Origin of the sequence: Anaerococcus lactolyticus S7-1-13 (assembly GCF_000758765.1) — a bacterium.
Taxonomy (GTDB): Bacteria; Bacillota; Clostridia; order Tissierellales; family Peptoniphilaceae; genus Anaerococcus; species Anaerococcus lactolyticus.
On record NZ_JRMW01000018.1, the window covers coordinates 19,890 to 39,281 of the forward strand.

Annotated in this window: 17 protein-coding genes; 12 read left to right on the top strand and 5 right to left on the bottom strand. The window is 38.3% G+C overall.

Features of this window, described 5'->3' with window-relative positions; genetic code table 11:
- Window positions 1-11 precede the first annotated feature (11 nt).
- Window positions 12-875: a DUF4300 family protein gene (locus HMPREF1630_RS01185; protein ID WP_037326304.1), complete on the top strand. Its 864-nt coding sequence runs from the start codon at window positions 12-14 to the stop codon at window positions 873-875.
- A gap of 12 nt (window positions 876-887) precedes the next feature.
- Window positions 888-1,286, top strand: a complete 399-nt coding sequence (locus HMPREF1630_RS01190; protein WP_052039339.1) for a GNAT family N-acetyltransferase — start codon at window positions 888-890, stop codon at window positions 1,284-1,286.
- A gap of 488 nt (window positions 1,287-1,774) precedes the next feature.
- Here the strand turns inward: HMPREF1630_RS01190 and HMPREF1630_RS01195 are convergent, their stop codons facing one another.
- The 4 genes from HMPREF1630_RS01195 to HMPREF1630_RS01210 all read right to left on the bottom strand — a co-directional run bounded on the left by HMPREF1630_RS01195 (window position 1,775) and on the right by HMPREF1630_RS01210 (window position 7,556).
- A complete protein-coding gene (locus HMPREF1630_RS01195; RefSeq protein ID WP_037326307.1) occupies window positions 1,775-2,056 on the bottom strand; it encodes a dihydroxyacetone kinase in 282 nt (93 codons plus the stop codon).
- 341 nt (window positions 2,057-2,397) lie between these two features.
- Window positions 2,398-3,513 (bottom strand): toxic anion resistance protein, encoded by a 1,116-nt coding sequence (locus HMPREF1630_RS01200; RefSeq protein ID WP_037326310.1) that lies wholly within the window; start codon window positions 3,511-3,513, stop codon window positions 2,398-2,400.
- Entirely contained in the window at window positions 3,506-4,597 is a 1,092-nt protein-coding gene (locus HMPREF1630_RS01205; protein ID WP_037326313.1) for a 5-bromo-4-chloroindolyl phosphate hydrolysis family protein, read from the bottom strand. Before HMPREF1630_RS01205 ends, HMPREF1630_RS01200 begins: the two co-directional genes overlap by 8 nt.
- A gap of 97 nt (window positions 4,598-4,694) precedes the next feature.
- The gene (locus HMPREF1630_RS01210) at window positions 4,695-7,556 is read right to left on the bottom strand and encodes an insulinase family protein (protein ID WP_037326316.1); all 2,862 of its coding nucleotides are present in this window, start codon (window positions 7,554-7,556) and stop codon (window positions 4,695-4,697) included.
- 117 nt (window positions 7,557-7,673) lie between these two features.
- On the opposite strand from HMPREF1630_RS01210, the gene HMPREF1630_RS01215 reads away from it, so the two are divergent.
- The 10 genes from HMPREF1630_RS01215 (at window position 7,674) to HMPREF1630_RS01260 (ending at window position 18,220) form a co-directional block, all read left to right on the top strand.
- On the top strand, window positions 7,674-8,666 hold the full coding sequence (locus tag HMPREF1630_RS01215) for a Gfo/Idh/MocA family protein (RefSeq protein ID WP_037326319.1): 993 nt from the start codon (window positions 7,674-7,676) through the stop codon (window positions 8,664-8,666).
- 630 nt (window positions 8,667-9,296) lie between these two features.
- A complete protein-coding gene (locus tag HMPREF1630_RS01220; protein ID WP_037326321.1) occupies window positions 9,297-10,286 on the top strand; it encodes a PTS sugar transporter subunit IIB in 990 nt (329 codons plus the stop codon).
- Window positions 10,287-10,294: 8 nt separating this feature from the next.
- Window positions 10,295-11,110 (top strand): PTS mannose/fructose/sorbose transporter subunit IIC, encoded by an 816-nt coding sequence (locus tag HMPREF1630_RS01225; protein ID WP_004830129.1) that lies wholly within the window; start codon window positions 10,295-10,297, stop codon window positions 11,108-11,110.
- A gap of 9 nt (window positions 11,111-11,119) precedes the next feature.
- Window positions 11,120-12,052, top strand: coding sequence for a PTS system mannose/fructose/sorbose family transporter subunit IID (locus HMPREF1630_RS01230; protein WP_004830131.1), 933 nt, complete (start codon window positions 11,120-11,122; stop codon window positions 12,050-12,052).
- A 1-nt stretch (window position 12,053) separates the two neighbouring features.
- Window positions 12,054-12,410, top strand: a complete 357-nt coding sequence (locus HMPREF1630_RS01235) for a DUF956 family protein (RefSeq protein WP_037326323.1) — start codon at window positions 12,054-12,056, stop codon at window positions 12,408-12,410.
- Between the two features lie 159 nt (window positions 12,411-12,569).
- On the top strand, window positions 12,570-14,627 hold the full coding sequence (fusA, locus tag HMPREF1630_RS01240; RefSeq protein ID WP_004830135.1) for an elongation factor G: 2,058 nt from the start codon (window positions 12,570-12,572) through the stop codon (window positions 14,625-14,627).
- 17 nt (window positions 14,628-14,644) lie between these two features.
- The gene (locus HMPREF1630_RS01245; RefSeq protein WP_037326325.1) at window positions 14,645-16,636 is read left to right on the top strand and encodes an alpha-amylase family glycosyl hydrolase; all 1,992 of its coding nucleotides are present in this window, start codon (window positions 14,645-14,647) and stop codon (window positions 16,634-16,636) included.
- Window positions 16,636-17,142 carry a GDSL-type esterase/lipase family protein gene (locus tag HMPREF1630_RS01250; protein WP_004830139.1) on the top strand — a complete coding sequence of 169 codons (507 nt, stop codon included), beginning with the start codon at window positions 16,636-16,638 and terminating at the stop codon, window positions 17,140-17,142. The genes HMPREF1630_RS01245 and HMPREF1630_RS01250 overlap by 1 nt, the downstream gene beginning before the upstream one ends.
- Window positions 17,143-18,018: a mechanosensitive ion channel family protein gene (locus HMPREF1630_RS01255; RefSeq protein WP_037326332.1), complete on the top strand. Its 876-nt coding sequence runs from the start codon at window positions 17,143-17,145 to the stop codon at window positions 18,016-18,018.
- Window positions 17,996-18,220 carry a DUF951 domain-containing protein gene (locus tag HMPREF1630_RS01260; protein ID WP_004830143.1) on the top strand — a complete coding sequence of 75 codons (225 nt, stop codon included), beginning with the start codon at window positions 17,996-17,998 and terminating at the stop codon, window positions 18,218-18,220. Before HMPREF1630_RS01255 ends, HMPREF1630_RS01260 begins: the two co-directional genes overlap by 23 nt.
- Before the next feature lie 56 nt (window positions 18,221-18,276).
- Here the strand turns inward: HMPREF1630_RS01260 and HMPREF1630_RS01265 are convergent, their stop codons facing one another.
- Window positions 18,277-19,164, bottom strand: coding sequence for a fructose bisphosphate aldolase (locus HMPREF1630_RS01265; protein ID WP_037326334.1), 888 nt, complete (start codon window positions 19,162-19,164; stop codon window positions 18,277-18,279).
- Between the last annotated feature and the right edge of the window lie 228 nt (window positions 19,165-19,392).

Sequence of the window (19,392 nt, forward strand, 5' to 3'; positions counted from 1 at the left end):
AAGGAGGGATTATGAAAAAAATATTACTAAGTTTAATAATATTTGGCGCTGTTTTTGCAGGTTGTGGCAAGAAAGATATGCCAGATAAAGCTGATAACAAAGCGAAAACTGAAATAAAAACTGCAAGTCTATCTAATATGGCGAATGAAGACAGTTTTAAATTTGTGGAAGGGGTTTTGAAAGAAAACCTTGGTGCTGACAATGATATGGCAGCGGCGAATGTTGACAAGTTTTTAGCTATGGTTAAGGATTACAATCAAAGCGTTGGCGAAAAAAACCTAATCGGGGACTTCAAAGAGGACTTAAAGCCTAGCTATGATTCTGGAGTTTTGATTGAAAATAGGCAAAAGGCAGAGAAAAAATTTCCAGATACTAATTGCAGGATTAATGCTTTCTTGCTTGCTATAGACAATATGAAGGAGCGAAAATCAGGTGCAGCTGATGATGAAATTCTCTTTATGGATGAGGAAAAAATCAAGGAAGGCAAGATTTTTGATAGGGACAATGAAGAGGCTTTCAAGAAATTTTTCTCAAGGGTGCCTACGGATGCTTCTAAGGAGCCAATAAAGCAGGGCAAGGTGATGGAAGACTACTTGGCATATTGGTCTTTTCCTGCCAAGGCAGATTTGATTTCTGTGGTAATCCATGATAATTTGGATGGAAACTATTTGTTTATCGGCCACATTGGTGTGCTTGTAAAAATCGAAGGGGGATATCTTTTTGTAGAAAAAATCTCCTTTGAAGAACCTTACCAAGCTATCAAATTCCCAGAAAAAAAGGCTTGTTACGATTACTTAAAAGAAAAATTCAAAGATTATACTGATCCAGCTACCTGCCCACCTTTTGTGATGGATAATGGTAAATATGTGGGCTAGGAGGATAGGAAAATGGAAATAAAAGTTGGAATAATACCAGAAAGAGACCAAGTCTTGGCTCTTTATGAAGACGCAGGATGGACTTCCTACACAGATGAGCCAGATCTTTTGATGAAGGCAATAGAAAATTCCCTAAAAGTGTGGACCCTATGGGACGGGGAAAAATTAATCGGACTTGCAAGGACAATAGGCGATGGGGCCACAATTTGCTACCTCCAAGACCTATTGATTTTAAAAGCCTACCAGGGCCAGTGCTTTGGTAGTTACTTATTAAAAGAAATCATGCAAGAAAATAAGCAAATCCGTCAATTTATCCTCTTGACAGACGACACAGAAAAGACAAAAAGTTTTTATAAGAAACTGGGCCTAAGCGAAGTAGCAGACTATGATTGCAAGGCCTTCATGTGGTAAAATCAAGTGTATTGCGTCATTTTGAGACAGACCAAGATTTCTGAGTAGTCTCATGAATTAGGGATGAGGATTAACTTTTTTATATAATAAGTAGCATTAAACTTTGTAAGAAAGTCAGAATAACAAATCCCGCCGTAAAGTACGAATTACAGACTCCCACCTCGAGGAGCAAGGCGACGAGAGGTCTCTATAGTTCTTGCTGAATTGGGTTCTCGCATGCATCGGGTTTTTTATGGTTAATTATGAAGGATTAAGATAATAACGATGCAACTACGGAACCCTTGATGTAGAGAACGATGGAGATCTCTCACTGCGTTCGTGATGGAGGTTTGAGTTGTTCTTTGATTTCAAAGGATTATTATGGTTAAAGATAATAATTGATAAGTCTGGGGTATTTATTATAAAATCATGGATGTGTGAATAAAAAATTTGAACCTAGTCTAGAATAGAAATAAAAAAGAGAGCTTTCACGAGCTCTCTTTTTGGTTTTAGCCTTGAAGACCGTCGGCTTGCCTTTGCATGTTTTCTACGATTATGTCGTGGATGTCGCCGAGGCTTGCTGCGTATTCTAGGACTTCCCATGGTTTGTTGGAGTGGAAGTGGATTTTGATTAAATCTTCATCTCCAACTGCAAGAAGGCTGTCACCTTCTAGGTTGTCTGAAATATAGTCGAAGATTTCGTCTTCGTCTAAGTCTGTGTCAGTTCTTGCGATTAGCATTTGGCAATCGAACTTGAATTCGATTTTTTCGCCTGGTTTAAAGTCGTGCATAATTAATTGTCCCCCTTTATTCAAAATAAATTATTATTAAATCTTAATACCTTGTAATTGCATTACATAAAAAATTATGACTATAAACAATTTTGCTTCGTTCAAAGGGGGAGCCCCAAGGGACCTTCCGGATGGTCCCTCATCGGGCTCCCCCTTAAACCCCCTCCCCGTTACACCCCGCAGCCGGCTCCTTAGCGGAGGGCAAAAAAGGGTGGCTTGCCTTTGGCAAGCTTTTTACTTACACGGTTTTTAGTTCAAGGGGGTCTCAAATTTTAAAAAAGCCTTACTTTAAAGTTAGTTATTATTTATTATTTGATAAACATTCTCACTTATATTATACCCTAGTTTCTCCTGGTTAGGTTCTTTTTTAGTTCTTCTTCTAGGTTTCTGATTTCGGCTTGGGCTTTTTGTCGGTTTTTGGCACCTTCGATTTGGATATTTCTTACTTCTTCAATAGTTGATATCAAGGCATCGTTGGTGTGTTTGATGGTTTCCACATCGACTATGCCACGTTCTGTTGCCTTGGCAGTTTCTATTGTGTTTTGCTTTAGGGTGTCAGCGTTTTTCTTTAAGAGATCATTGGTTAGGTCGGTGACCATTTGTTGGGTCCTGATGGCTTGGTCGGTGTGGTGCATGCCGAGGGCTAGGACCATTTGGTTTTTCCAAAGTGGGATGGTTGTGACTATGGTTGTCTGGATTTTTTCTGCCATAATGGAATTTGATGATTGGACCATCCTTATTTGTGGGGCCATCTGAATTGAAACCATCCTTGTTAGGTCAAGATCGTGGAGTTTTTTCTCAAAACGGTTGGCCTGGGCCTTTAGGTCGTTGACTTTTTGGGCGTCGAGGGGAAGGTTTGACTCTGCTGCAGCTCTTTCTAGGTCAGGTAGGTCATTTTTGTAGAGGTCATCTAATTTTCTCTTGCCTGCCTCGATATACATGGAGATTTCCTTGTAATATTCCTCGTTTAAGTCGTACATTTGATCTAACATGGAGATGTCTTTCATGAGGGTGATTTGGTGGTTCTCTAGGGCTCTGGCGACTTCATTGATGTTTTTTTCGGTGGACTGGTATCTGACTTTGAGGTTTTCAATTTTCCTGCCAGCCTTTTTGAAAAAGCCAAGGGGTCCCTTGCTCTCTTCTTCATCGTCCATGGTTTTGATGTCCATAACTACTGTATCAAGGAGCTTGCCTATTTGGCCTAGGTCCTTGTCTTTTACAGCGTCTAGGGTTTTTTCGGAGAAGGTTGAAATCTTCTTTTGGGCACCTGACCCGTATTGGAGGATGATGTTGGTGTTGTCTAGGTCGATTTTTTTGGAAAATTCGTCTATCATCTTTTCCTCAGCTTCTGTAAAGACGATTTTATTTTCGATTTTTTCTGGCTCTGCTTTTAGGATTTGGTCGAGTTTTTCGTCGTTTTCTTCGATACCATCTAGTTTTAATTCAATATCACTCATAGTCTTTAAAGTCTCCTTCCACTAGTCCTTCTTGTTTTAAAACAAGGTTAATTGTGTCAATATCAGTCTTTATGTCCATGGCTCTGTCAGATATGAGGTCGACTTTTATTTTGTCAAAGGCCTCGGTAATGGTTTTGATGGAACTTTCGATTTCTGCCATAGACTTCAAAATCTTGGCATCAGTGGTTTCTAACGCTTCAAATTCTTGGTAGGATTCAACGAGTTTGGATGAGGTTGGCATGTAAAAATCGTTGAATTTGTTTAGGGCAAGGGCCTTGTCCGGGTATTTTTCTAAAATACTTAGGATATCCTTGATGTTTTCAAAAAGTGGAGCCAGGTTAGACCTAAAGCTAGGTGAAGAAATCTTCTTAGCCTTTTCTTCCATATCCATTAGGATTTTTCCGCAATTAGTAAGAATATCGGAAGCTTTTTGGGTATCAAAGTCATCTGTAGGTCCTATTTGGTCTTTTTCGTAGGAAGGCACTCTGCCGAGGTTTTCCTTGTAAAGCTTGAAGGTTGGGATGTCGAGGATGAAAATCGAGTCATTTTCAACAATCCTTGCCTGTTTGAAATAGTTTTGCTTCATAAAATAAAGCAAATCTTTGATGGTTTCTTCCTCGGTTTGGGAAACTGCACTGGCCAAGTCTCTTATTGAGATAATGGTTGAGTTTCCAAGCTCACGCCTATATCTGGAATAATTTATGGCAAGCCTTTTGTAGTGGCTAGATAGCTTCCACATGAGGACTGGCGCGGCTACAGCACCTCCTAGACATAGGAGGCCGATCATTTTTGCTCCAAGGCCCCAATTTTCAATTGTGTCCATACCAATGGCAAAAAGGGTCGATCCTACAATGAAGGCCCCGATTTTTAAGAGGCTTGACTTGGATTTTTCCTTAGGTTTTTGCTCGCAAATATCAGGATTTTTTGCTGCTGGTAAATTTTTCTTATATCCCTTGGAAAAGCTTGATACAGCCTTATTTACAGAATTTTTTATAGTTTCCCCGATAGATTCAAAATCTATATCGTCAAAGTCAAAATTGATGTTAAAAGCATCTTTTTGACTAAATTTATCTTTTTTCTTCATCTTATCTCCTTGCAAAAGGTGATTTTCCTCTTGCTTAAATTATACTATAGGATAAAAAATTTTAAAATTCTTAATGTGAAAATTAATTATCTTTAAATTAGCTATTTTTTAAATCCTTAATTTCATCGAAGAGGTCTTTATTTTTTTCTATGTCAGCTCTTGCACCAAAAACAACCAAGTTATCAAGTTCCATGGCCTTTTTAAAAGATTCGCTAAGGGATTTTATGTCATCAAGGCTAGCAGACTTGATTTCAGCTAGGATGTCGTCTTCTTTTTTTGCAGAAGGAATCCTAAAGTAGGAGTAGTCGGCATCGCCCATTTGCTTTGGACTTCTTGGTCTTAGAATCGAACCCATAGAAGAAATTTTTTGGTTTTCAAAGTCCCTATCAGTCATTTCAAGGTCTTTGGCTATATCTCCAAGACTATTGAAGGCATCGATAGTTGAAGAAATATTTGGGTCCCTGTAGGAATAGGTTGCAAGGAGCATAGACCTTGATATAAACATGCCTGCCCCGTAGGCACCACCCTGGGCTCTGATTAGGGAATAGAGGTAAGGGTTTGACATGATTGAGCCAGATAGGAGGAACTTGCCCTTGTAACCACCTTCAAAATCGTAGAAGTTAGCCGATTTTGAAACGTAGTTTACATTGGCATCAGTCATTATGGCTTCTTTTCTTGGCCTGCTTTCAAAAGCAAATTCCCCATCATTTTCCCTATCGCCAAGGCTATTAAATTCTGAATTTATCGCTGCTTTCATCAAGTCATAGTTTGCTTTTTCGCTTGTGATATTGATTGAAAGATCCTTGGTGAAAATCCTTTTATAAACATTTTCAAGTCGCACCCTTAGCTCTTTGAAATTATTTTCGGCAAGGGCGATATTTTCCTTGATGAAATCATAGTAGGCTATGCCTGAGAGGTTTTCTTGGATAAAGGCGTGCTTGTCGATGTGAGCGTTGGCCCTGTTGATGGCTATCATGTGGCCAGTATCATACATTTTTGACTCAAAGACAGCCTTTCTTATCCTCAAAAGCTCAAGAATCCTTGCCTGGTTTGCAAATAGGGAATTTGAGATGAAATCTTTTACAATCTTTGTTGCTTCCTTGGTGTAGGCAGGAAGGGTTTTGAAAGATACCTTAAAGGTCCTGTCGATTTCTTCTGGTCCTTTTTTGAAGGTCATAATTGAGAAATTAAGTGAGCCGAGCCTTTGCCAGATTAGGTCGTCAATTTCTGTATATTTCATAGTTTTTGTGTCAATGGAACCTAGAAGTTCGCCGAGAAGTTGGGCGTATTTGAAGTCATCAAGACTTAGGTGGCCCACATTAAAATACATATCTGTGTAGGTTAAGCCTGCTGTGGCAAGGTCGTTAAAGACGTATTCAAAGTTGTCGGTTTCTACCTCTCTTGGCACTGGTCTGGTCTGTGTTGGCACGTCTTCTATATCAAGTTTTGGAATCATCGCCTTTATTTCTTCGCTATCTTCACTGTCCTGGTAGGCCTTTAGCCTTGCCAAATCTTCTTTGATTTGGGCGAGTTTTTCTGGAGTCATTTCTTTGTTGATTATATCCAGGTGTTTTTGGAAATCTTCCTCTTGATTTTTATTATAATCTACTGATGGTCTTGAAATATGGACAAGTTTAGTTGGATTATCTAGGTAAAATTTCTTTATAAAGTCCTCGTAATAGGTAGTGTCGATTAGGGATTTTAATTCTTTTAAATAATCAACCAACCTAAAAACTTCAAAAGGATCAGCATCAAAGGACATGGATAGGTAGTAGTTTAGGCCGGCATTTACAGAATTGAGATTTTCCCTTTGACCAAAATCGAAGAGAGAAAAGGCTGATTTGAGGGCTTCCTTGTTGATACCCTCGCTAGCATTTCTAAGGCCTCTTTCGATTATTTCTACAAAGTCATTCTTTTTGCTTGCGTCAGTTTTTTGGGCCTGGATTATAAGGGCAGACCTGTTTCCGTAGGCATTTCTCGCATAAAAATATTCTGGTGCAAGTTTTTCTTGGATTTCAGTTCTGATTTTTGATGAATCCATGTTGAAAAGGGCATTTACTAGGATGGCAGCTGTGAGTGTTTCCTTGATATCAAGAGCAGAGTGGCTAAGCATGGCATAGGTCATATAATCCTCGCCAGATTTTTCCTCACTTGCTGGATAGGTAGACTCAATTGGGTTTTCATAAATATTTTCTTTTACTTCTATGGCTAGGTTTAGGTCTTTGTAGTCGTACTTGGATAGATAGTCCTCGTCTAATTTCGCCAGGTAGGTATCAATGTCATCTATGTTTCCATAAAAATAAATATAGGCATTTGAAGGATGGTAGTGGTTTTTATAAAATTCTCTAAATTCATCATAGGTTAAATCTTTAATGACGCGTGGGTCGCCACCAGATTCGTATTGGTAAGGTGAATTTTTGTACAAATATGAATTTATATCATTATCTATAAGGCTTTCTGGATCTGAAAGGGCCCCCTTCATCTCGTTATATACAACGCCAGAAACTCCCACAACCTTATCGCCATCAAGGTCGTAGTGCCAACCTTCCTGGTCTAAGATTTCCTTTTTTTCTATAACAAGGGGTGCAAAAACAGCGTCAGTGTAGACGTCAACGAGGTTTTTAAAGTCCTTGTCATTTTCACTAGAAACAGGGAAAACAGTCTTGTCTGGATAGGTCATGGCATTTAAAAAAGTTTGCAAACTTGAAGAATCCATGGCCATAAAAGGGTCCTTGGATGGAAATTTTTCTGATCCATTAAGGACGGAGTGCTCCATGATGTGAGCCATGCCCTTTGAATTTGTTGGAGGAGTTTTAAAACTAATACCAAAGGTCTTGTTGGCATCGTCCTTTTTGGCAAAAACAATATTCGCTCTTGTTTTTATATGTCTATAGTGGAAGGCTTCAATCCCTATAGCAGGGAAATTTTCACTTTTGATTAATTCGTAATTTTTATTCATAGTTCATCCTTTGTTTATTGTCGTTAAGGTAACTATACTCTTAAGCTGGGCAATTTTTAGCCCTAGGTGTAATTGGAAGAAAATGGGTAATAATAAATTATATAGAAAGGAAGAAAAATGAAATTAGGAATAATAGGGGCTGGTATGATAGCCCAAGAAGTATTAGGATTTATAAAGGATGTATCAAACATTGAAGTCATCGCTATTGCAGCTACTCCAAGGAGCGAGGATAAGCTTAAGGACCTGTCAGAAAAGTATGGGATAAAATCTTACTACACCAATTATGAAAAATTACTTGCAAATCCAGAAGTCGAAGTAGTTTATGTGGCCCTTCCAAATAATCTTCACTACGAAGTCATGGATAAGGCCCTTGATGCTGATAAGGACATTATCTGCGAAAAGCCTTTTACAGCCAATGTAAACCAGGCGCTTAAGATTTTCAAAAAAGCAGAAGCCAAGGGAAAAATCGTCCTAGAAGCCATATCAAATCGCTTTATCCCAAACGCAGTTAAGATCAAAGAGGAGATTAAAAAGCTTGGAAAAATTAAAATTGTATCCTTCAACTACTCCCAATATTCATCCAGGTATGATCGTTTTAAACAAGGCGACCTAGCACCAGTTTTTTCTTTGGAAAATGCAGGTGGCGCTCTAATGGATCTCAATATTTATAACATTGACTATGTCATAAATTTATTTGGGAAACCAAAAGATGTGAGGTATTTTCCAAACATCGAAAAGTCAATTGATACATCAGGTGTATGCGTATTGGAATACGACGATTTCAAGGCAGTTTGTATAGGCGCTAAGGATAGTGCGGCAGGATTTTTAAACACAATCCAAGGGGAAGAAGGAACCATAGAAATTCCAGACACTGTAAGCACTATAGGATCATATAGGATTAAAAAAACCCATGGCGACTACCAAACTTACAACGAAAATGAAGATAAATCCAGACTTTTCTACGAATTTGTTGAGTTTGAAAAAATTATAAGAGAAAGGGACATGGAAAGGGTAGAAAAACTAAAAGAAATCACCCTAAACACAGCCGAAACCCTAAACCAAGCGAGAATAGAAGCAGGAATATTTTTCCCAGCAGATACTGAGAATTAAAAAAACAAAATCAAGGCTAGTGAAAAAAATAACACAAAAGGTTTCTGTTTTTTGTGCTAATATGATATAATGAAAGCACTGATTTGTAATAAAAACAAGATAAAATTGAATAAAGAAATCTAAGAAAAAAGCTGAAATTAATTTTTAAAAAAGTTTCAAAGGAAAATTTATTGTAATTATTAATTGGAAAAAGAAGCAAAAAGAACCTCAAAGCGACTTTGCGAAGCAAACGGGTTTTCGGTCGCCCGGAGGGGGTAGCCGAGAGGGGCATGGGGAGGCAGGTTGGGGAACGTGCGACGCTCTAGGCCGCTTGGGCAAGTTGTCCCTAGGGTTTCCCCATTTACGAAGATATTCAGAATAGGAAAATAATTATCTAAAATATAAAGTTCCGAAGAAAAATAGTAAATAAAATAAGCGTTTTAAATAATTCGGACATTTTAAATAATAAAAAAAGGTTATCTAATATTTTAGTAAAAAATGCAAAATCTTGGATTTTAAAAATAATTTTATATTGTATAAAAACAAATCAAACTAGCATAGGAATGCAAAAAAAATCGTGCTGCATTCCGGGAATGCAAAAAAAGTAAAATATCTGGAGTTATTCCAGGAAATAAAGAAAGGAGAGATGTTATGGTAGGAATCATCCTTGCAAGCCATGGGGCTTTTGCTGAGGGGATCAAAGAGTCAGCTCAAATGATTTTTGGCGCTCAAGATAAGTTTGAAGCAGTTGTTCTTAAGCCTTCCATGGGTCCAGATGAATTTAGGGCAAACCTAGAAGCTGCTATTGCTAAAGTCGATGCAGAAGAAATCCTATTTTTATGTGACCTTTGGGGCGGCACACCTTTTAACCAATCTTCAGCTGTTTTTGACGGACATGAAGATAAGTGGGCTATTGTTGCTGGTCTTAACCTTCCTATGGTAATCGAAGCTTTATCTGAAAGATTCACCGAAAGTTCTTCTCACGCTATTGCTAAGGTTATTATCAAGAGTGCTAAGGAAGGCATTAAGGGCAAACCTGACGATGTTAATCCAGTTTTGGAAGTGCCAGCGACCTCAAAGGATAAGGGTAAAAATGTTGGAGGCAGCATTCCGGAGGGAACTGTTCTTGGAGATGGCAAGATTAAAATTGGCCTAGCTAGAGTTGATACAAGGCTTCTTCATGGCCAAGTTGCAACTACTTGGACAAAGACAGTTGGTCCCGACAGGATTATTGTTGTATCAGATAAGGTTGCCCACGATGAGCTTCGTAAATCAATGATTATGGAGGCTGCTCCTCCAGGAGTTAAGGTTCACGTTATTCCAATCAAGAAGATGATTGAAATTGACAAGGACCCTCGTTTTGGTCTAACCAAGGCGCTTCTTTTATTTGAAACCCCACAAGACGTTCTAGAATACGTTGAAGGCGGCGGAGAAATTTCTGAAGTCAACCTCGGATCTATGGCCCATTCTAAGGGAAAGGTTGTTGTGACAAACGCCCTTGCTATGGGTACTGACGATGTTAAAACCCTTGAGAAATTAAAGGCTAAGGGCATTAAGTTTGATGTTAGGAAGGTGCCAGCTGACAGGGCTGAGGACCTAGATAGCCTTCTTCAAAAAGCGAAATCTGAATTAAATATATAGGAGAGATTATGAATTTTATTAATATAGTTTTAATCGGCATAGTAGCTTTCCTTGCAGGTTGTGAAGGTATTTTGGATCAGTTCCAATTCCACCAACCAGTTGTTGCTTGTACCCTAATCGGTCTTGTAACAGGTCATCTTAAGGAAGGAATTATACTTGGCGGTTCACTTCAAATGATTGCCCTTGGTTGGGCAAACGTAGGTGCGGCAGTAGCTCCAGATGCTGCTTTGGCATCAGTAGCTTCAGCTATCATCATGGTTTTAGCACTAGAAGGTGGTAGCGCCAATGCTACAGATGCAATTAACACATCTATTACTCTTGCAATCCCACTTTCTGTAGCAGGTTTATTCTTGACCATGCTTGCTAGAACTTTTGCTATTCCGATTGTTCACGGCATGGATGCAGCAGCTGAAGATGCTAACTTTGGCAAGATTGAAGCCTTATCATGGCTAGCAGTTGCTATGCAAGGTGTGCGTATCTTAGTTCCTGCCATAGCTCTTTGCTTCATCCCACCAGCAGTTGTAACAGAACAACTTAACAGGATGCCAGAATGGCTTACAGGTGGTATGGCAGTAGGTGGTGGTATGGTAGCAGCAGTAGGTTATGCAATGGTTATTAACATGATGAGCACAAAAGAAACTTGGCCATTCTTTGCCCTAGGTTTTGTTATTGCAGCCATTCCAAACCTAACCCTAATAGCTCTTGGTGTTATAGGTGTTGTTCTTGCAATGATTTATATGACCCTAAAGAGCCTTGCTACATCTAATCCAGGTGGAAATGCTGGTTCAGGCGACCCACTCGGCGATATAATCAATGATTATTAAGGAGAAGCTATGACAGATACATTAAATAATAAAAAAGTAGTTCTTTCAGATGCTACCCGCAAAAAAGTTTGGTGGCGTCACCAATTCCTTCAAGGTTCTTGGAACTACGAAAGAATGCAAAATGGTGGTTGGGCTTTCTCTATGATCCCAGCTATCAAAGAATTATATACAAAAAAAGAAGACCAAGTAGAAGCTCTTAAGAGACACTTAGAGTTTTACAACACCCACCCTTACGTTTCTAGCCCAGTTATGGGTGTGACCCTTGCTATGGAAGAAGAAAAAGCCAACGGTACTGCAATCGACGATGCAGCTATCCAAGGTGTAAAAGTTGGTATGATGGGACCTCTAGCAGGTGTAGGTGACCCAGTATTCTGGTTTACTCTTAGACCAATCCTAGGTGCTCTCGGTGCATCTATGGCCCTAACAGGTTCTCTTGTTGGTCCACTTATTTTCTTCATTGCATGGAATGCAATCAGGATGATATTTGAGTGGAAGACCCAAGAAATGGGCTACAAGGCAGGAAACCAAATCACCAAAGACCTTTCAGGTGGACTCTTAGGTAGGATTACCCTTATGGCATCCATCCTTGGTATGTTCATAATCGGTGCCCTAGTACAAAGATGGGTATCAATTAAATTTGCCCTAGATGTTGCAAAAGTAACCCAACAACCAGGTTCTTATATTGATTGGGCAGCCCTACCAGCAGGCGCTGAAGGTATCCAACAAGCTCTAAAACAATTTTCAGCTATAGGACCAACAGCCCTTGACCAAGTTAAGGTAACCACACTTCAACAAAACTTAGACTCACTAATACCAGGTCTAGTTCCATTACTCCTAACCCTTGGTATTTGTAAGCTTTTAAAGAAAAACGTATCACCAATCACAATTATCCTAGCTCTTTTTGCTATAGGTATAGTTGCGAAATATTTCCACATTATGTAGTATGGTAGAAAGTCAAAACACCAAGATCGACTACCAAACAAAGGCAAATTACTTAGGAGGCCTCACCAGTCATGGTGACATCCTAGTAGGTAATAAGGCCCTAGAATACTACAACGAGAGAAATGTGAGAGATTTTATTCAAATACCTTACACAGAAATAAAAATGGTAACAGCATCAGTAATTTTTAAGAAAAAGATTACACGATTTGCTATCCATACCAAGAAAGACGGCGACTTTATCTTTAATAGCTCTGACAACAAGGCTATCCTAAGAGCCCTAAACAAGTACCTACCGGATGAGAAACTCAGGAGGTCCTTGACTGTGTGGGACTATGTGAAAAATAAATTTAAAAAGTAGACTCCCGAGCCCAAGCGCTTTGGGAGTTTTATTTTGCGCACAAGTGAAAACATTTTCTTGAAAAGGTAGAAATTTTATGCGAAATATTATATAATATTATTATAAATATAAAAATGGACATTTTATTAACAATAGATAAAGTCCAGAAGGAGATATATTATGAAAAATTATAAGACATCTAATATTAGGAATTTAGCCTTGGTAGGGCATTCGGGTGCAGGTAAAACATCACTTACTGAAGCCCTTTTATTTAAGACCGGAGTTATAGATAAAAAAGGTAGGATAGAAAATGGAAATACTGTTTCTGACTACGAAAAACAAGAGAAGAAAAGACATATCTCTCTCCAAACTTCAATAATTCCAATAGAGTATAACGATTTTAAATTAAATTTCATAGATTCTCCAGGATTTTTTGACTTTGAAGGCGAAGTTCTTCAGTCTTTGAGGGCTGCTGAGAGTGCGCTTTTTGTTATAGACGGTGAAAAGGGAATCGAAGTAGGTACAGAAAAATATTGGAAATATACCCAAAAAATCAACCTCCCATCAATTATTTTTGTTAACAAACTAGATAAGGAAAACGCTAATTTTAATAAGGTTGTTTCTGATTTGCATATTGAGTTTGGTAAAAAGGTTACCCCACTTACTCTAATGCTTGGCGAAGGTGATAACTTTGAAGGTATCATCGACGTTATGGATAAAAAGGCTTATTCTTATGAAAATAACGAAAAGAAAGAGCTAGAAATCCCAGAAATCAGAATGGCAGAAGTGGAAGAAGTTTATAATAAAGTTATAGAAGCTGTTGCTGAATCTGATGATGCCCTTATGGAAAAATTCTTTGAAGGCGAAGAATTTAGCGAAGCAGAGATTAGAGAAGGTTTATCTAAAGCCATCCTTGAAGGCAAGGTTGTACCACTAATCGCAGGTTCAACCGAAAAGATGATTGGTCTAACTTCACTTCTAGATGTAATTTGTAAGTATATGCCATCAATAGATGACGAATCTGCAAATATTGGTTTTAGGGTTGCTGATGGTTATAAGGCTTTCGAAACTAAGGAAGATGCGCCATTCTCAGCTGTAGTTTTCAAAACTCTAGCAGATCCATTCCTTGGCAAAATTTCAATTTTCAAGGTAGTTAGTGGTTCTATTTCTAAAGATGATAAATTATTTAATGCTACAAAGGATGCTGAAGAAAAAATTTCTTCACTCTTCTTCCTAAGGGGCAATGAGCAAATCAAGGCTGACAAGGTTGTGGCAGGGGATATAGCTGCCTTTGCTAAGCTTGATAAGACCCAAACAGGCGATACTCTTTGCACTAAGGAAAATAAAATTGAGTATAAGAAGATTTCTTATCCAAAACCAGTTTTATTCTATGCAATCAAGGCTGTTAGCCGTGCTGATGAGGATAAGATTTCAGAGGCTCTTCAAAAACTAAATGAAGAAGACCCAACTTTTGCAAACGAGATGAACAGAGAAACAAGCCAACAAGTTCTATCAGGTCTTGGCAATGTTCAGCTTGAAGTTTTGATGGATAAGTTAAAAGACAACTATTCTGTAAATACAGAAATTATCGAATACAAGATACCTTACAGAGAAACAATCAAGGGCAAGTCAGATGTTCAAGGTAGACATAAAAAACAATCTGGTGGTGCTGGCCAATATGGTGACGTATTTATCAGGTTTGAACCAAGCGAAGAAGACTTTGTTTTTGATGAAGAAGTATTTGGTGGCGCTGTGCCAAAGAATTACTTCCCAGCAGTAGAAAAGGGACTAGAAGAATCCCTAGCAGAAGGACCACTTGCAGGTTACAAGGTTACAGGTATTAAGGCAACCCTTTACGATGGTTCTTACCACCCAGTTGATTCTAATGAACAAGCCTTCAAAACAGCTGCAAGAATTGCCTTCAAGAAGGGCATTGAAGAAGCAGACCCAATTTTACTAGAACCTGTTATGAGTCTAGAAATCAATGTTCCAGACGAAAACATGGGCGATGTTATGGGTGATATGAACAAGAGACGTGGCAGGATTTTAGGTATGGAACCACAGGAAGATGGTAGCCAAGTAATCAAGGCTGAAGCTCCACTTGCAGAAGTTCTAACCTATGCCATCGACCTTAGAAGCCAAACATCAGCTAGGGGAACTTTCTCAATGGATTTTGTAAGATATGAAGAAGTTCCAAGAGAAATCACCCAAAAGGTTATAGAAAGTAAGAAAGAATAGAAATACAGGAGGCAGCAATGGCAAGGTGGGAAATATTAGATATAGACCCTTACTTAAGTGACTATGAAAATGATATAAATCTAAGAATGGATAGGCTAGAAGAACAAAAAAAGAATTTTTTAGCTGGTGGTAAATCACTTAAAGAATTTGCCAACGCTCATAATTATTACGGTTTTCACAAGGTTGATGGAGGCTGGATATATAGGGAATGGGCCCCAAATGCAAATGGACTCTACCTTATAGGCGACTTTAATAATTGGGATAAGCACTCCCACCCTCTAAGAAAAATTAACGGTGAAGACTGGGAAATTTTTGTTAAGGGGGTTAGGACTATCCCTCACAAGTCTAGGCTAAAAGTTCTTGTTGACGCAAATGGTGAAATCAAGGAAAGAATTCCTATTTTTGCCCGCAGGGTAGAAAGAAATGAAGACCTTGATTTTGCAGCAATTTTAGAGAATCCACGCAAAGATTTTGAGTGGACTGATAAGAAATTTAAAATAAATAACAAAGACCTTCTAATCTACGAAGCCCACATAGGCATGGCAGGTGAAGAAGGCAAGGTTTCGTCCTATAAAGAATTTGAAAAATATATCCTCCCAAGGATTAAGGCTGGTGGCTACAATACAGTTCAATTGATGGCTATAGCCGAACATCCTTACTACGCTTCCTTTGGTTACCAAGTGGCAAATTTCTTTGCTCCATCTTCTTGGTACGGGGAGAGCAAGGACCTTAAAAGCCTTATAAATACAGCCCATGAGATGGGACTAAATGTGATAATGGACCTAGTCCATTCACATTCGGTAAAAAATACAGCCGAAGGTATTAATGAATTTGACGGAACAGACTACCAATTTTTCCACGCTGGAGATGAGGGCAACCACCCAGATTGGGATTCTAAACTTTTTGACTACCACAAGGGTGGAGTTGTTCACTTCCTGCTTTCAAATGTGAAATATTGGCTAGAAGAATTCCACTTTGATGGCTTCAGATTTGATGGAGTCACATCTATGATTTATAAAAACCACGGACGTGGCGAAGCCTTCGACTCTTATGCAAAATATTTTTCTATGAATACAGACATAGATGCCCTAAATTATTTGCAAATGGCAAATGAACTAATCAGAGAAGTAAAACCAAACGCTATTACCATAGCAGAAGATATGTCAGGTATGCCTGGCATGTGCCTACCTGTTAGCCAGGGTGGAATTGGCTTTGATTACAGGCTTGCTATGGGTATGCCAGATTTCTGGGAGAGGACCCTAAAGAGAGATGACCACGATTGGAATCTTTCGAATATGTGGTATGAGCTTACAACTCACAGGCCAAACGAAAAGAGAATTGGTTATGTTGAAAGCCATGACCAGGCCCTAGTTGGTTCAAAAACAACTATCTTCCAGCTGGCTGATGCTGAGATGTATGACTCTATGGCGACTGATATTCATAATTTTGAGATAGATCGTGCCATAGCCCTCCACAAGATGATTAGGTGGATTACAATTTCAGAAGGTGCTGACGGGTATTTAAACTTTATGGGCAATGAATTTGGTCACCCAGAGTGGATTGACTTCCCAAGAGAAGGCAACGGTTATTCCTACCACTACGCTCGTCGTCAGTGGTCCCTAAGAGATGCAGAGTATTTGAAATACAAATTTTTGGCAGACTTTGACCAGGCTATGCTTGCCTTTGCCAAGCAAAACCACCAGTTAGGTAATGACACCTACAGGCTCTGGCTAGATAATGATAGAAAAATCATAGCCTTTAGGAATAAGGATATCGTATATCTTTTCAATTTCCACCCAACAAATTCCTACGAATCCTTCCACCTACCAATTCATGATATTGGGGAATTTAAGGTAGTGATGGATACTGACGAAGCAAGGTTTGGTGGCTTTGACAGGATTAGTCATGGAGTATCTTATTATACAGAAAGATTGCCAGGCACTGACTACGATGGAATCAAAATTTATATCCCATGTAGGACAGCCCTAGCTCTTAAAAAGGTCAAATAGTGAAAATAATATGTTTGGGAGATTCCTTCACTGAAGGATATCTCGTCGAAAATAAATCATATACCCGCTTTTTATCAAAGGCGGGTTTTGATGTTGTAAATCTTGGTGTAAATGGATCTACAACAGAAGAGATGTTAGATAGATATGAAGGTTATATTTTAACGGCAGACCCAGCCGACCTCTTAATTATCTTTGGAGGCACCAATGATTTTATGGTCGGCTATTCTGTAGATTTGGTTTTTAAAAACCTAAAAAGTATAGTGGACCTAGCTAAGGCAGGACAAATTCTTCTTGTAATCCCACCCTTCCTTGAAGAAGATGAGTATTACCCTATTTATGGGGAGATAAATGCGAAAATTGCAAGTCTAAAGGAAAAAATCAAAACGATGGGACTATCCTATATAGACGCAGACACTGTTGCTGGGCACTACCTTGATGGAATCCATCTTGCAAGCGACTTTCACGAGGGTCTTGCCAAAAAAATTATAGGAAAGATTGGAGAATAAATGGAAAATTTAGAAAACCAAGTATTGAAAGACCTTAATAAAAACCAAATGATGAGGGGCATTATTAAAAATGTACTAATTTCAAGACTCATAACTATTGGCCTTGCAATTCTTATAGGCTTCATCCTAATTAGACTTGCCAAAAAGGGTTTAAATAAGGTCTTAAATAAAAATCAAACTTCAAAAGTCGGCAACACTGCCAAAGTTGAGACTATCAGCAAACTTTTGTATTCTATAATTAAATTTTCTATTATTTTTATAGTGACCAATATCATCTTGGATTCTGTAGGCATAAACACATCTTCCTTAATTGCAACAGCAGGGATAGGTGGTATCGCAATCGCCTTTGGATCTCAAACTATTATCCAAGATTTTATCATGGGAATTTTTATTGTAATTGACGACAGGATAAGGGTCGGAGATTGGGTAATAGCAGCAGGTTGCGAAGGCACAGTTGAGAAATTAAGTTTGAGGACAACTTTGATTAGAGATTTTAATGGATCTGTTCACATTATCCCAAATTCGCAAATAAAAAACGTTCAGAATTTTAATAGGGGCTATAACCTTGCTCAGGTGACTTTTTCCCTACCCTATGATGTAAGTCTCAAAGAAGCCAAGGAAATAATAAGTACTGTGGCTAGTAAACTTGGTCACGATCATGATTTTAAGGGGAAGATTATCGAAGAATTTAAATTTTTTGAAATCACATCTTTTGAACCTGTTGTCTACCTTGTCAAAATGACAGCGACAACAAAAGAAGGCTACCAATGGGCCTACCAAAGAGCTGCCCGTAGCTTGGTCAAAGAAGAAATGGAAAAGAGAAATATCAGGACGAATAAAGTGGAGTTAAAAAATGAAAAAATACAAGCTAAATGACATAATCACCCTCAAAAAGGGTCATCCCTGTGGTGAAAACCTCTGGCAAATCGAAAGGCTAGGCGCAGACATCAAATTAAAATGCCTTGGATGCGAGAAGGTAATATGGATGAAAAGACTTGACTTTGACAAAAAAATCAGAAAAATAAAAGATAAAGAAGGAAAAATGGTTGCCATAGTAAACTATGAACCAGAAGAATAAAAAAACTCCTAGCTTAAAATCCAGCTAGGAGTTTTTATGTGCAAGATCAAAGGAACTTAAGAGATACTAGCCTCGTAAATTTCCTCAATTGACTTATCAAGTTTATTAGTGAATTCTTCGTCAGTGTCATTGACATTAAGTCCTTGGGCAAGGGCTCTAGAGAAAGACGCAATAACATTCTTATTAGCCTTTAATTTTTCATTGGCCTCATCCCTAGAATAACCACCAGAAAGTGCCACGATTCTTACAGTTTGAGGATAATCAAGGAGAACATCGTAGTGACCAGCCTCTTCTGGAAGGGTGAGTTTAAAGATAAACTTATAATCATCAGGTATATCCTTAAGCGCCTCAACCATATAAATGCTTAAGATATCTTCGATTTTAGCCTTATCTTTAGCGTGGATATCAACCTCAGGCTCGATAATTGGTACAAAACCAGCGCCGAAAATCTTCATCGCATAGTCAAATTGTTGGTCAACAACTTCCTTGATGGCCTCTTCGTTATATTCATAAATAACAGAGCGCATCTTGGTACCAAAAATATGACGGTCTTTCGCATTTTCTAAAAGCTCATCAAGATGGGCCATAGGTTTCATAAGGCAAACGCCATTAGACCTCTCAGCCAAACCCTCATCAACCTTAAGAATAGGCACAACACCCTTATCTTCCCAAAGATAATCAGCAGTATATTTACCATCAATCTTAGAATTCATAGTGACCTTAAACAAAATAGCAGCCAAAATCCTATCCTTATTGAAGGCCTTGTCACAAATAATTCTTTTTCTCATCTCATGAACAAGATTAAACATCTCTTCATCATTACTGTAAGAGTCCTTCATAACCCCATAAAGCTCCAATGCCTTTGGAGTAGAACCACCACTCTGATCAAGGGCAGCTATAAAACCCTTATCATTTTGCATCCTTTTTAATTGTTCAGAATTCATACTTACCTCCTTCTATACTTATACCCATGAAAAAGAAAAAATGATAAACATTATAAAAAATAAAGTAAAAAATAAGCACATAATATAGAAGAAAAATAGTAAATAAAAAGCGAGCTAATCTTAGCAATGAAAAAATTGAAAAAATATTTGACAAAGCAAAAAACAGATGTTATAGTATTGAATGTCGGTAAGATAAAAACTTGTAAGAAAAGGAAAAAAGTCATAAAA

What these genes read in the sequence shown, in the direction of transcription:
- HMPREF1630_RS01260 (WP_004830143.1), top strand. Translation starts at nt 17,996, where the DNA reads ATGAAAAAATACAAGCTAAATGACATAATCACCCTCAAAAAGGGTCAT.
- HMPREF1630_RS01235 (WP_037326323.1), top strand. Translation starts at nt 12,054, where the DNA reads ATGGTAGAAAGTCAAAACACCAAGATCGACTACCAAACAAAGGCAAAT.
- HMPREF1630_RS01215 (WP_037326319.1), top strand. Translation starts at nt 7,674, where the DNA reads ATGAAATTAGGAATAATAGGGGCTGGTATGATAGCCCAAGAAGTATTA.
- HMPREF1630_RS01220 (WP_037326321.1), top strand. Translation starts at nt 9,297, where the DNA reads ATGGTAGGAATCATCCTTGCAAGCCATGGGGCTTTTGCTGAGGGGATC.
- HMPREF1630_RS01185 (WP_037326304.1), top strand. Translation starts at nt 12, where the DNA reads ATGAAAAAAATATTACTAAGTTTAATAATATTTGGCGCTGTTTTTGCA.
- fusA (WP_004830135.1), top strand. Translation starts at nt 12,570, where the DNA reads ATGAAAAATTATAAGACATCTAATATTAGGAATTTAGCCTTGGTAGGG.
- HMPREF1630_RS01210 (WP_037326316.1), bottom strand. Translation starts at nt 7,556, where the DNA reads ATGAATAAAAATTACGAATTAATCAAAAGTGAAAATTTCCCTGCTATA.
- HMPREF1630_RS01230 (WP_004830131.1), top strand. Translation starts at nt 11,120, where the DNA reads ATGACAGATACATTAAATAATAAAAAAGTAGTTCTTTCAGATGCTACC.
- HMPREF1630_RS01195 (WP_037326307.1), bottom strand. Translation starts at nt 2,056, where the DNA reads ATGCACGACTTTAAACCAGGCGAAAAAATCGAATTCAAGTTCGATTGC.
- HMPREF1630_RS01225 (WP_004830129.1), top strand. Translation starts at nt 10,295, where the DNA reads ATGAATTTTATTAATATAGTTTTAATCGGCATAGTAGCTTTCCTTGCA.
- HMPREF1630_RS01205 (WP_037326313.1), bottom strand. Translation starts at nt 4,597, where the DNA reads ATGAAGAAAAAAGATAAATTTAGTCAAAAAGATGCTTTTAACATCAAT.
- HMPREF1630_RS01265 (WP_037326334.1), bottom strand. Translation starts at nt 19,164, where the DNA reads ATGAATTCTGAACAATTAAAAAGGATGCAAAATGATAAGGGTTTTATA.
- HMPREF1630_RS01245 (WP_037326325.1), top strand. Translation starts at nt 14,645, where the DNA reads ATGGCAAGGTGGGAAATATTAGATATAGACCCTTACTTAAGTGACTAT.
- HMPREF1630_RS01255 (WP_037326332.1), top strand. Translation starts at nt 17,143, where the DNA reads ATGGAAAATTTAGAAAACCAAGTATTGAAAGACCTTAATAAAAACCAA.
- HMPREF1630_RS01200 (WP_037326310.1), bottom strand. Translation starts at nt 3,513, where the DNA reads ATGAGTGATATTGAATTAAAACTAGATGGTATCGAAGAAAACGACGAA.
- HMPREF1630_RS01190 (WP_052039339.1), top strand. Translation starts at nt 888, where the DNA reads ATGGAAATAAAAGTTGGAATAATACCAGAAAGAGACCAAGTCTTGGCT.